Source organism: Thalassobacillus sp. C254, assembly GCF_001310615.1.
Genome location: NZ_BAXQ01000016.1, coordinates 1 through 12,540, shown reverse-complemented (window position 1 = coordinate 12,540; position 12,540 = coordinate 1). Strand labels below are relative to the sequence as shown.

Below are 12,540 nucleotides of genomic sequence, written 5' to 3'. Positions count from 1 at the left end.
GTCTCTTTATTTATATTGCACGTAAAGATGCCACACCCTCTTTTTTCGCACGAATCCATTGGAAGAAAATAACGACAGCGATGATGGAGAACCCGATCACATCCTGCATTAGATTTGGATTCATAAAGAGTAAAGCTCCACCGAACAGCAGGATCCTCAGCACAGGGTTGATATGAGTCATGAAATATCCTTCTGCTGCAGTACCCAGCATCATTACTCCGAGCACAGAGGTAAATACAACGAGTACCCCTTCACCGAAGGTTGTATTTGTCAGGAGGAGAGAATCGTTATATACAAACAAGTAAGGAACGATAAACCCTGCAATGGCAAGCTTCATAGAAACAAACCCTGTCCTCATTGCGTTTCCTCCCGAAATCCCCGCAGCAGCAAAGGATGCCAGGGCAACCGGCGGTGTAATATTTGCAAAAATACCGAAGTAAAAGACGAACAAGTGGGCCACAAGCGGCTCAATGCCTAGCTGTACAAGAGCCGGAGCCGCCATCGTGGCAGTAATGATGTAGGTTGGGATACTCGGAAGCCCCATTCCCAGAACAATACATGCCACCATCGTAAACATTAAGGTAAGGAGCAGGCTTTCCCCGCCAAGGGTAACAATTGCATTGGCAAGGCTAAGACCAAAGCCAGTCAGCGTTGCCACACCTACAATCAGACCAACTGCGGCACACGCAATCGCCACTCCAAGAGCTGTACGCGCACCATTTTCCAGTGCTTCTAAAATGTCACGCAAAGACATTCTCGTTGTCTTGCGAATCATGGCAATAATAACTGTCACGATAATAGTCAACAGGGCAGAATAGATGATGGTCCGGCCGCTGAAGAAAAGCATATACATTAAAAATAACAGTGGAATCAGCAGGTGGCCCCGTTCTTTCATAACCTGCTTTACCGCAGGAAGATTATCTTTGGAGATCCCTTTTAACCCTTCCTTGGAAGCACGCAGGTGAATCTGAACGATAACTCCCAGATAGAAAAGGAGTGCCGGAAGAAGGGCCGCAAGCGCGATCTGGCTGTACGGAATTCCAAGAATTTCAGCCATAATAAAAGCGGCAGCACCCATGATTGGCGGCAGAATCTGTCCACCTACGGAAGCTGAGGCTTCAACGGCTCCAGCAAAGTTTTTTCTTATAGCCTATTTTTTTCATCAAAGGTATGGTAAATGAACCAGTGGTGACAACATTGGCTACGGCAGCCCCGTTAATGCTTCCTAAAAATCCGGACGCAATAACAGATACCTTTGCCGGCCCGCCTCTTGTCTGTCCTGCAATCGCAAGAGCCATATCATTAAAAAACTGACCCATGCCTGATTTCTGGAGAAAAGCTCCAAAGAGAATGAACAAGAAAATGTAGGTGGCAGAAACACCAATTGCTGTTCCGTAAACCCCTTCATTTGTTACATACATGAAGTTTACAATATCCTGCCATTCATAGCCCCTGTGGCGGAAGATTCCGGCCATTTCCCGGCCAAACAGCCCGTAAAGGAGGAATAATATCGCAAGGGTCGGCAGCCCCCAGCCTGTTACCCGTCTGGCTCCCTCTAATACAAGGAGTACAAGAATGGCTCCGAAAACAAGATCCCATGTATTGGGAAGCCCGCCTCGGTTAACAATCGAATCATATTCCATAAAAATATAAACAGACGTGGAAAGAGCAAGCAACGCTAATATAGCGTCATACCACGGAAGGGTGTTTCGTTTTGCCTTTTTCAGCGGCGGATAAAGCATAAAGATTAAGGCCAGCACGATAGCGACGTGAAATGATCTGTGCACCAGCGTTGGAGGAGTGCCAAAGTATGATGTATATAAATGATAGATAGATAAAATAATAGCAATACCAGCGACAACGAGAGCAATTTTCCGGTTGTCAAAGACACGGAACCTCGATTCATTATCGTACTTTTCCAGGGTTTCTCTTTGATTCTCATCTAAGTTTTGCTGATGGTCCAATTGCTGTCTGGTTTCCATCTCCTTCACCTCTTTTCAATCTTCATTTCCATTTTTTCATGATGGGGCAGTTCTTCGGCATCAAAAACCTCTTTGCCGTTTAAATACAGTGTGAACTCCACATTTTGTGAATGAATCCACCTCAGGGCCTCATGCTCTTCATTTATATTCCTTATGACCACTTCACCGTTTTCTACCGACATGTCTCCTTTTTGATGCGGAACACCTGCCCCGAAGGATTGAAATACTGTTTCGTCCAACAGCAAGCTTCCTTCCTCTGTTACTTTGTACAGCTCAGACCATGGAGACTTCTCCACAGAATGAATCCACGACAGGACAAGCTCATCCCCTGGCTCTGCTTCCTGACTTTTGTCACTTTATCTGTCTCCTGACTGCTTATAATAAGCTCCCATCCGGAGGACGAATAATAAGCTGAAACAGGAAACATTACAGCAGCTGACAGCAGGATCATCATGGTAAATAGAAAGCCTTTTTTCATATAGAGCAGAGAGAAAGCATCACGACGGATGCCTCTCTCCTGCCTCCCTTGCAAAATTAGTCAAGAACACCCTGCTCTTCAAAGTACCTTTCCGCTCCAGGGTGGAATGGAATCGGCAGCCCTTCTTCTACTGTATCCAGGGTAATTTCTTCTGCAGCATTGTGAGAGCCTTGAATCGTTTCAATGTTTTCAAAATTGTGCTTGTAATGTCGTACACTGCATCTTCAGAAAGCTCGTTATTTACAATAAGAAGGTTCTCAATTGTCGCTGTTGTAATATCTTCTTCATTGTCATAGGTACCTGCAGGAATGGTTCCTTCAGAGAAGAACGGATACAGTTCCTGTAAGTTCTCAAGTCCTTCACCTTCAATCGGAATGATTTTCGCGTCGTTTGTGGTGGAGAGATCAATTACAGTTGCGTTCGGAAGTCCGCTTGTAACAAAGGCAGCGTCAATCATGCCGTTTTGGATCTGGTCGATAGCTTCACTGTAAGAAAGGTAGTCTTCATTTATATCGTCATAGGACATATCATGAGCTTCCAAAATCATGCGTGCATTTAGCTCCACACCTGAGTTCGCGTCCCCAACACCAACATCATGACCAGCTAGATCATCAATAGATTCAATTCCGGAACCCTCTGTTGTTACCACCTGTACAAAGTTAGGTATAAGGAAGCAATAGCTGTTAAGTCGTCCTTTGCACCTTCCTCCTCAAACGGACCTGTTCCTTCAGTGGCCTGAGACACTGCATCTCCCATAACGATAGCTAATTCGGCACGATCAGTATCCAATAGATTAATATTTTCAACAGACGCTCCCGTGGATTGCACAGAGCTGTCTGCACCAAGCTCTCCTTCTAGAAGATTAGAAATCGCTCCTCCAATTGGATAGTACACCCCTGAGGTTCCCCCGGTGGCAATAGTAATGAAATCAGCGTCCATGTCTCCTGTTTCTACTTCCCCATCGTCTCCTCCGTTTCCACCGTTTTCATCCGCAGCCGTTTCTTCGTCTCCATTATCTCCACATGCAGAAAGAACCAGCAGTGTAGAAAAGGCAAATATCCATCTCTTTTTCATATAAATCTCTCCCTTATAAAAATAGTAAATTAAAATCATTTCTGCTTATTATATATTGCAAAAAGCGTGCCAAGTTTTTAAACTCTTTAAAACGCTTTCAAAACAAGGAAACGCTTACACATATACGACAAAAAAACCGGCATTTTCTGCCGGTCCTGCATATTTTGCCGGTTATGAACCGGAAAGATTGTACTGTTTTATCTTATCTCGAAGACCCCGCTCACTGATCCCAAGCATGGAAGCCGTATTTTTTCTGCTCCCTTTCATTTTCTTCAAGGTTGCCTGGATTACCTCTTTTTCTACCTCTTTCATTGTTAACCCGACAAAAGCTTCAGCCGCTTGTTCCCGTGAAACTTCCAACGTTTTTCCTTCGTTCAAATAAGGGGGAAGGTCATCAATCTCAATCATATCCCCTTCCGCAATAACCATTGAAGCTTCGACAATGTTTGCCAGTTCCCTGATATTTCCCGGATAGCTGTGCTGAAGCAGGCTAGTCTCAGCAGGCTTTGTCAGGCCTTTGATGCCCTTCCCTAATTCTTCATTGTAAATATTTAAAAAATGCCGGATCAAATAGGGTAAATCTTCTTTTCTTTCTCTTAGAGGCGGGAGTTCGATTTGAATAACATTCATCCGAAAATAGAGGTCCTCTCTAAATTCACCGTTAGCTACCGCTTTGCTTAAATCCTTATTGGTCGCAGCAATCACTCTGACATCCAATTTTTCCGTCCGATTTGAACCGAGGGGAGTGACTTCCTTCAATTGTAAAACCCGCAGTAACTTTGCCTGCAAAGCCAGTGACATATCACCAATTTCATCTAAAAACATCGTCCCCTTATTAGCCAGCTGAAATTTCCCTTGCTTACTGGCTGTTGCTCCTGTAAATGCTCCTTTTTCATAGCCAAATAATTCACTTTCAAGGAGGTGCTCCGGGATGGCTGCACAATTGACAACCTCAAAATGCTCCCTCTTCCGCTTTCCGGAAAAATGAACGGCCCGGGCCACAAGCTCTTTGCCCGTTCCGCTTTCCCCCGTAATGAGCACGTTGGTATCTACCTCTTTTACTTTGTCAATCATTTGGTAAACCTTGGCCATGGATTGGCTGCTTCCGATCATCCCATCTTTGCTGTATTTCTTTTCAAGCTCTTGAGTTAAGTACTCAACCTGATGATTTAGTTCATTGTAGTGGAGAGCTCGGCGTATGACCGAGGTAAGCTCTTCTGTGTTAACAGGTTTGGTAAGGTATGAATAAGCGCCCAGGTGCAGGGCATTTACTGACGATTCAATCGTGCCGTAGGCGTAATCATAATTACGATCATGCCAGGCTTTTCTTGTTTTATTTCCTGCAAAACGTCCAGACCGTCCCTGTTTCCTATTTTCAGGTCAAGAAGACAGAGGTGATAATGACTTTCCTTGATTAATTGAACTCCCTGATCCGGGTCAGTTGTGCTTTCAACCTCGTATTCGTCCTCCAGTGCAAATTCCAATGAAGCACATATAGACGGTTCATCATCTATTATCAGTATTCTTTTCATGCCTTATCTCTCCCTCCTGTCTTATTCCTTTGAAGCTTCTCCTCTGCAAGGAACAATCGGAAATTCGAGCTCAACTTTCGTTCCTTTATCCTTTACTCCATCAATTCTTAATTTTCCATGGTTTTCTTTCACGTATTGCTGAGCAATAGACAAGCCAAGGCCTGTGCCCTTTGCTTTTGTGGTGTAAAAAGGTTCGAATACCTTTTTCTTTGCCTCCTCAGTAATTCCCGGTCCTTCGTCTTTCACAATAACAAACACGGATGAAGGTCCTTTTTTTACTGTAAGCTGTAAAGAAAGGGAATTGTCGTCTTTTCTTTCTTCCATAGCATCCAGTCCATTTATCATTAAGTTGATGATCACCTGTTTGAGCTGGTCAGGATCTGCTTTTACACAAACCTGTTCCGGCCAATCTGTTTCCAGAATAAAACCTTTATTGTTTACAGTTCTTTCAAATAGTATTGCACAATCTTTTACTATGGAAATAAGATTAACTACTTCAACACTTTGAGTTTTCGGCCGTGCATAATCTATCAGCTTCTATTAATTGATTGAGCCTGTCTATTTCCCGGGGGACGTGGGTAGTTATTTGTTTTTGGAACCGTTCACTCTGAAATTTTTTCGGAATCAGCTCAACAAAGGTTTTAATGGATGAAAGGGGGTTTCTGATTTCATGAGCAATCCCTGCCACAACCCGGCTTAAAGCCTGATTTTTTTCCTGTTCAAACATTTGCTGCCTCACCATCTGTTCAGCAGTATTGTCCTCGATGGCAAATATAATTCCAGTAATCTCACTTGCAAAATTATAAAGAGGATACACATAATAGCGAAGGTATAAGCTTTCATTTTGAGAGTTTGTCCATATCGTTTCCTGCCCTAGAAACTGTCTTCCCTCCCTTTCATGACCTGTGCATACTTTCCTTCCAGCAGCTTCTTAAGAAGAGGATGCTCTTCGAATCTTTTTCCCTTTATGTCCTCCTCTGCTTCTAAAAGGTGTATCGCTTTCGGGTTAATCGTAGTTACTTCTCTGTTGTCATTAATCGTAATGATGCCCCGGGGGCTTGAGTTTAAGATCTGCCTTTGAAACTCGGTACTGTTTTTTGTCTGCTCAACCTGGTATTGAAGAGACTGATTCAACCGGTTCAGCACCCTTGTTTTTTTATCAACCTCTCGCTTTAACTGCCTGTTCCAGCGGACACCAAGAAGCAGCAAAATAATAATGGCTAAAAAAGCACCCCTGTGATTTGCAGAGCCCGCCAAAGCTGACTTATTAATTGTTCTTCTTCATCCACAAACCAGTTTTCATAAATTTGAGTATAGGTTCCGTCGCTTTTCACCTCACGGATGCCCCTGTTAATTGTATGTAGCAGCTGATAGTGCTCTCCCTGGACTCCAACAGAAAATTCAACGGGAAGAACATAGTTATTCACCACCTGGTAATTTTCAATCAGGTCCCGTTCCTCAAAAAAGTGTTCTGCTGTGAGAACGTTTCCAACAAAAGCGTCTGCTCTTCCGCTGACAAGAAGCTCCAGCCCTGTCACCTGATTACTTGTGGCTTGATATCTGATTCCTTGAACATTTCGTAAAAAGCCGTATTCAATGGTTTCCCTCTGCAAAGCCGTGACCTGCCCGCTAAGACTTGTAATGCCTTCTATGTTTTCCTCCTCGGCAGGCACCACCAGCCCGACAGAGCTTGATAGAATGGATTCACTGAACTCCATAAACTCCGCATCCTGTTCTGAAAAATTAATACTGAGAATCATATCAATTTCCCTTTCCCGGATGGCCTCTAGAGATTCCTCCTTTGACATAGGGATGTATTGAATACGTAAGCCAGTTCTTTCAGCCACTTCATTAAATATTTCAATAGAAAACCCATCGAGGTTTTCGTTTTCCAAATGGAGAGGGGGCAGGTCAGGGTCATAAGCCACGATGAATTCCTGTTCTGTTACCGGTATATGATGGAGATCTTCTTCTGCTTTTACATACGAAAAGCTGAACGCTAAACCTAACGCCAGCAATAGCATAGACACAGCTTTCCACATCGCTCACCCACCTCCTTTTTTCCTATATTCAGTGTAATCGTTTTAAGTAAGAGAAACCATAGGAAGCAGAAGGAAATAGAAATGAAAAAGAAGAAACCCCCTGCTCTTCTGTCTCCAGAAGTTCAGAGGGTATAAGGATTCAGCGTGATCAAGTTTTCATCGTTGAACGTAAATACTCATCAATAAAAGCATCAAGGCCGCCGTCCATGACTGAAGCTGTGTTTCCAACCTCATGGTTTGTACGATGATCCTTTACCATGTTGTATGGATGGAACACATAGGATCGAATCTGGCTTCCCCAGCCAATTTCCTTTTGTTCACCGCGGATTTCATCGAGTTCTTTTTGCTGTTCTTCAATTTGGCGCTGATACAGCTTCGCTTTTAGCATTTTCATAGCTGCTCGCGGTTTTTCAGCTGAGAGCGCTCATTTTGGCAGGTTACCACCGTGTTGGTTGGCAGGTGTGTAATCCGGACAGCCGAATCTGTCGTGTTGACATGCTGCCCGCCTGCGCCGCTCGCCCGGTACGTATCAACTTTAAGGTCCTCAGTCCGCACCTCAATTTCAACATCCTCATCCATTTCCGGCATAACCTCACAGGAAACAAAAGATGTATGGCGGCGTCCCGAGGAATCAAATGGAGAAATCCGGACAAGACGGTGAACTCCCTTTTCAGCCTTCAGGTAGCCATAAGCGTTATGGCCTTTGATCAATAAGGTTACGCTTTTCACTCCTGCTTCATCGCCTGGAAGGTAATCAAGTGTTTCCACTTGGAACCCTCTTTTTTCGGCCCAGCGTGTGTACATCCGCAAAAGCATGGACGCAGTCCTGGGACTCCGTGCCGCCTGCTCCTGGGTGGAGCTCAAGGATGGCGTTTTTCTTATCATACGGCTCACTTAAGAGAAGCTGGAGTTCAAAGTCATTCAGCTCTTTGTTAAGCTCCTTTACTCCTTCTTCAAGCTCTTCGTACAGCCCTTCATCCTCTTCCTCTTTGACGAGCTCGTATGTTACTTCAAGATTCTCGTACTTGTCAGCAAGGCTCTTAAAGCCATTTGCCGTTTCTTTGAGAACGTTAGATTCATCGATGACTTTCTTAGATTTGTCGGGATCGTCCCAAAAGCCAGGCTCAGTCATTTTTTCTTCTAATTCAGCGATTCGTTCTTCCTTTTCAGCGAGGTCAAAGAGACCCCCGGAAGTCCGCTAAACGTTTAGCCATAGTTGAAAGTTCATTCTTTATATCTGCAAAATCCACAATTGTCACCTCATATTATTTTGGACCGCGGTGCCTTTTGGGGTGCCTGGCACCACGACCCGTTGTAACATTCTTTTTTCAGGAAATCCCTTTGCACCAGGCACCGCGAGACTTTTTATATTACAACCCATTTAGGGTGCCTGGCACCACGACTCGTTGTAACATTCCTTTTTCAGGAAATCCCTTTGCACCAGGCATTGCGGCACTTTTTATATTACAACCCATTTGGGGTGCCTGGCACCACGACCGGTTGTAACATTCCTTTTTCAGGAAATCCCTTTGCACCAGGCATTGCGGCACTTTTTATATTACGCACCATCGCCGGTGCCTGGCACCTTGATTTATGCCTTTGCCTTTGCCACGCCGCAGCAGTTTTTGTACTTTTTCCCGCTGCCGCAAGGGCAAGACGCGTTACGACCTATTTCCTGTGCTTTCCGGACTGGCTGGCGCTTCTTTTCATTTCGTTCCGTATTGTTGCCATGAACTGCTTTCCCCTGAGCAACAGGCTCACGCTCTAAATTATTAGACTCAATCTTGGTTTTCATCACATGAGTTGTTACTTCCTCTTCAATAGAGGCTACCATCTCTTCAAACATGTTAAAGCCTTCAAACTTATATTCACGAAGAGGGTCATTCTGCCCGTATGCACGCAAGTGAATACCCTGACGAAGCTGATCCATCTGATCGATGTGATTCATCCATTTGCGATCCACAGCGCGGAGCATGACGACTTTCTCAAACTCACGCATATGCTCTTCGCCGACCTCGTCTTCTTTTTGCTTGTACTCTTCTTTCACCTTTTCCATGACAAGGTCAATGATTTCTTCAGGCTCCTTGCCCCAGATTTCTTTTGTAGTCATTTCGTACTCTGAAAAGGCCACGCCATTCAGGTAGTTCACAATAGCATCAAGATCCCAATCCTCAGGAACTTCCTCTTCAGGTGTATGCGCCCTAACCCCTCGTTCAACGGTAGAATTGATCATTTTCATGACAATTTCACTCAGATTCTCTGACTCGAGAACTTCCATTCGCTGAGCGTATACAATATCACGCTGTTCACGCATCACATCGTCATATTGAAGGATTTGCTTACGAGTATCAAAGTTGGAGCCTTCTACTCGTTTTTGAGCTGTTTCTACTGCACGGCTGACTAGTCTGCTTTCAATAGGCTGATCTTCTTCCATGCCCAGCTTTTCCATCATGCCACGCATGTTGTCCGAGCCGAAACGGCGCATTAATTCATCATCCATAGAAAGATAAAACTGAGATACACCAGGATCTCCTTGACGACCGGAACGTCCCCGGAGCTGGTTATCAATACGACGGCTTTCGTGACGCTCTGTACCTATCACATACAGGCCTCCAAGCTCTCTTACACCCTCGCCAAGCTTAATATCTGTTCCTCGTCCTGCCATGTTCGTTGCAATTGTAACCGCACCTTTCTGGCCGGCATTTTCAATAATTTTGGCTTCATTTTCATTGATTTTTTGCGTTAAGGACATTATGTGGAACACGACGCTTTTTCAATAGCTTCGAAACGTGTTCAGAGGTTTCTACACTTACAGTACCAACAAGCACCGGCTGTCCTGTTTTATAAAGCTCTTCTATCTTTTCAACCACCGCTTTAAACTTTCCGTCTTTAGACTTGTAAATTAAATCGGCGTTGTCCTCACGGGCAATCGGCTTATTCGTAGGAATAGAAGTTACATTCATCCCATAAATATTTTGGAATTCTTCTTCCTCGGTCTTTGCCGTTCCCGTCATCCCTGCAAGCTTTTGGTACATACGGAAATAGTTCTGGAACGTAATGGACGCCAAAGTCATGCTTTCTTTTTGAACTTGAAGGCCTTCTTTTACTTCAATGGCTTGATGAAGGCCGTCACTGTAACGGCGTCCCTTCATTAAACGACCTGTAAATTGGTCAACAATGACCGCCTCACCGTCATCAACCACGTAATCCGAGTCTTTTACCATGGCAACATGGGCTTTAAGAGCCTGATTAATATGGTGGGTAATGGAAACATTTTTCGCGTCAAAAAGGTTCTCAATGTTAAAGTGACGCTCTGCTTTATTAACGCCCTCTTCGGTCAGCTGTACATTCTTTGTTTTTTCATCAAAAGTAAAATCTTCTTCTTTATTTAAAAAGCGTACAAATGCATCCGCTTCGGCATACATTTGGGTTGTCTGTTCTACTGAACCGGAAATGATCAAAGGTGTACGAGCTTCATCAATTAAAATAGAGTCGACTTCATCGACTACCGCAAAATTGAGTGGCCGCTGCACCATTTGCTCCTTGTAGAGAACCATGTTGTCACGCAAATAATCAAAACCATACTCATTATTGGTCCCGTACGTGATATCGCAGCTATACGCTTCACGCTTTTCGTCTTTTGTCATTCCTTTTTCGTTCAAACCTACAGTTAATCCTAAAAATCTATATAAATCACCCATTTGTTCACTGTCACGACGGGCAAGATAATCGTTGACCGTAATCACGTGCACTCCTTTACCAGTAATCGCGTTCAGATATACCGGCATGGTGGCAACCAACGTTTTTCCTTCACCTGTCTTCATTTCAGCGATATCTCCGTCATGAAGCACAAGAGCACCCATAATCTGGACTCTAAACGGAGTCATGTTCAGCACTCGTCCTGCTGCTTCACGAACAACCGCAAAGGCTTCCGGAAGAAGCTTATCAAGAGACTCACCATTTTGGTAACGCTCTTTGAACTCTTCTGTCTTCTGGCGGAGACCGTCATCCGACAGCTTCTTCATATCATCAGCCAGTGATTCTACCTGGACCACTGCTTTTTCCAACTTCTTCACTTGACGCTGGTTTGTATCTCCAATGACTTTTTTTAGCAAGCCCATCATAATTTAAATCATCGTCCTCTCTTTCATCTGCAGATGAAAATAAGTCTCGCACTTATGCTTCATTTTATCAGTTTGTCTTATTCGTTACAACGGGGGAGAAACCGTGAAGAAAGGAAGAAGAAGTCATTATATGAAAGACCCCTCTAAGGGGTGCCTGGCACCTTTTGTAGATGTAATGTTATTGTAACAATCGAATGGACTGATCTTGAATATCCACCTTCCAAGTGACAGCCTGTTCCTTTCACGGGTTTGCGCCAATATAGCTTTAAAGCGTTAAAAGGCACAACCGTCTAGTGACAGTTGCGCCCTCTCATTCTGTAGTTTTTTTTAAATGACCTCTTTGTCGCTTTTATTCTGGCTCAATCAATCCGTAGCGTCCATCTTTGCGACGGTACACCACATTCGTGGAACCACTTACTGCATCTGCAAAAACAAAGAAGTTATGACCGAGCATATCCATTTGCAGGATGGCTTCCTCCGCATCCATCGGCTTTAAGTTAAACCGTTTGTTACGGACAATTTCCAACTCGTCATCATCTTCCAGAACAGCTTCACCGTTAGCTTCTGTGAGTTCTTCCAGTTCATTTTTGAACATGTACTTTACGCTTCCATCTTGGCGGAACTTACGGTTTACTTTCGTTTTATGCTTACGGATCTGCCTTTCCAGCTTTTCCGTAACAAGATCAATAGCAGCGTACATGTCCGTGTGTCGTTCTTCTGCTCTTAAAAGGAGTTGAGGCATTGGAATTGTAATTTCAATGATGTTTTGACTGTTTAGAACCTGCATATTCACGTGGACATCTGCTACTGGGGTAGTGTCAAAATACCTTTCTAGCTTACCGACTTTCTTTTCTACATACTTTCTTAATGCTGGAGTTACATCAATGTTTTCGCCACGAATGTTGTAGTTCATCAAATGAACTCCTCCTTTCAGTACCTCTTTAATTCTATATTCCTTCATCCATTCCCTTCTAAAACGACAAATAACCAAAGATTTCTTTTCGACACCCAATTTCAGGTGCTTTTTTCGGTTTTTTTTGGGTGCTTTTCGGGGAGTGCCTTTGGGGGTGCCTTTTGGGGGTGCCTGGCACCACATCAAGTTGTCACATCCCTGTAACACGACTCGCCGGCCAAACGACTGCTTCACGCGGCTCTCTCCCTTTTCTACCCACCGCGCCCCATTCGGGTGCCTGGCACCACATCAAGTTGTCACATCCCTGTAACATGACTCGCCGGCCAAACGACTGCTTCACGCGGACCGCACCCTTTTCTACACACTGCACCTCATTCGGGTGCCTGGCACCACAT

9 protein-coding genes and 4 pseudogenes are annotated in these 12,540 nt (G+C 44.3%); all 13 read right to left on the bottom strand.

Features of this window, described 5'->3' with window-relative positions; genetic code table 11:
- Positions 1-10 precede the first annotated feature (10 nt).
- Positions 11-1,982 (bottom strand): annotated as a pseudogene (locus JCM19033_RS14475) (TRAP transporter permease).
- Between the two features lie 5 nt (positions 1,983-1,987).
- Positions 1,988-2,287, bottom strand: a complete 300-nt coding sequence (locus JCM19033_RS14470) for a DUF1850 domain-containing protein (RefSeq protein ID WP_269758252.1) — start codon at positions 2,285-2,287, stop codon at positions 1,988-1,990.
- Between the two features lie 229 nt (positions 2,288-2,516).
- A pseudogene (locus tag JCM19033_RS14460) lies at positions 2,517-3,534 on the bottom strand (TAXI family TRAP transporter solute-binding subunit).
- Positions 3,535-3,705: 171 nt separating this feature from the next.
- Positions 3,706-4,626, bottom strand: a complete 921-nt coding sequence (locus tag JCM19033_RS14455; RefSeq protein ID WP_306301363.1) for a sigma-54-dependent Fis family transcriptional regulator — start codon at positions 4,624-4,626, stop codon at positions 3,706-3,708.
- 176 nt (positions 4,627-4,802) lie between these two features.
- Positions 4,803-5,066 carry a response regulator gene (locus JCM19033_RS27580; RefSeq protein ID WP_306301362.1) on the bottom strand — a complete coding sequence of 88 codons (264 nt, stop codon included), beginning with the start codon at positions 5,064-5,066 and terminating at the stop codon, positions 4,803-4,805.
- A 21-nt stretch (positions 5,067-5,087) separates the two neighbouring features.
- Positions 5,088-5,426 carry an ATP-binding protein gene (locus JCM19033_RS14450; RefSeq protein ID WP_198153526.1) on the bottom strand — a complete coding sequence of 113 codons (339 nt, stop codon included), beginning with the start codon at positions 5,424-5,426 and terminating at the stop codon, positions 5,088-5,090.
- 136 nt (positions 5,427-5,562) lie between these two features.
- Positions 5,563-5,883: a histidine kinase dimerization/phospho-acceptor domain-containing protein gene (locus JCM19033_RS14445; RefSeq protein WP_054636807.1), complete on the bottom strand. Its 321-nt coding sequence runs from the start codon at positions 5,881-5,883 to the stop codon at positions 5,563-5,565.
- A 56-nt stretch (positions 5,884-5,939) separates the two neighbouring features.
- Complete coding sequence (locus JCM19033_RS14440; RefSeq protein WP_198153525.1) at positions 5,940-6,323, bottom strand: PAS domain-containing protein; 384 nt, start codon at positions 6,321-6,323, stop codon at positions 5,940-5,942.
- Positions 6,287-7,108, bottom strand: coding sequence for a transporter substrate-binding domain-containing protein (locus tag JCM19033_RS14435; protein WP_054636805.1), 822 nt, complete (start codon positions 7,106-7,108; stop codon positions 6,287-6,289). The genes JCM19033_RS14440 and JCM19033_RS14435 overlap by 37 nt, the downstream gene beginning before the upstream one ends.
- A 148-nt stretch (positions 7,109-7,256) precedes the next feature.
- Positions 7,257-8,322, bottom strand: a pseudogene (gene prfB, locus JCM19033_RS14430) (peptide chain release factor 2).
- A 377-nt stretch (positions 8,323-8,699) separates the two neighbouring features.
- A pseudogene (gene secA, locus JCM19033_RS14425) lies at positions 8,700-11,232 on the bottom strand (preprotein translocase subunit SecA).
- A gap of 349 nt (positions 11,233-11,581) precedes the next feature.
- Positions 11,582-12,145 carry a ribosome hibernation-promoting factor, HPF/YfiA family gene (gene hpf / locus JCM19033_RS14420; RefSeq protein ID WP_054636857.1) on the bottom strand — a complete coding sequence of 188 codons (564 nt, stop codon included), beginning with the start codon at positions 12,143-12,145 and terminating at the stop codon, positions 11,582-11,584.
- A 190-nt stretch (positions 12,146-12,335) separates the two neighbouring features.
- Positions 12,336-12,540, bottom strand: a 205-nt coding sequence (locus JCM19033_RS24335) for a hypothetical protein (protein ID WP_054636804.1), incomplete at its 5' end; no start/stop codon positions are given.

What these genes read in the sequence shown, in the direction of transcription:
- JCM19033_RS14455 (WP_306301363.1), bottom strand. Translation starts at nt 4,626, where the DNA reads ATGGCCAAGGTTTACCAAATGATTGACAAAGTAAAAGAGGTAGATACC.
- JCM19033_RS27580 (WP_306301362.1), bottom strand. Translation starts at nt 5,066, where the DNA reads ATGAAAAGAATACTGATAATAGATGATGAACCGTCTATATGTGCTTCA.
- JCM19033_RS14435 (WP_054636805.1), bottom strand. Translation starts at nt 7,108, where the DNA reads ATGTGGAAAGCTGTGTCTATGCTATTGCTGGCGTTAGGTTTAGCGTTC.
- hpf (WP_054636857.1), bottom strand. Translation starts at nt 12,145, where the DNA reads ATGAACTACAACATTCGTGGCGAAAACATTGATGTAACTCCAGCATTA.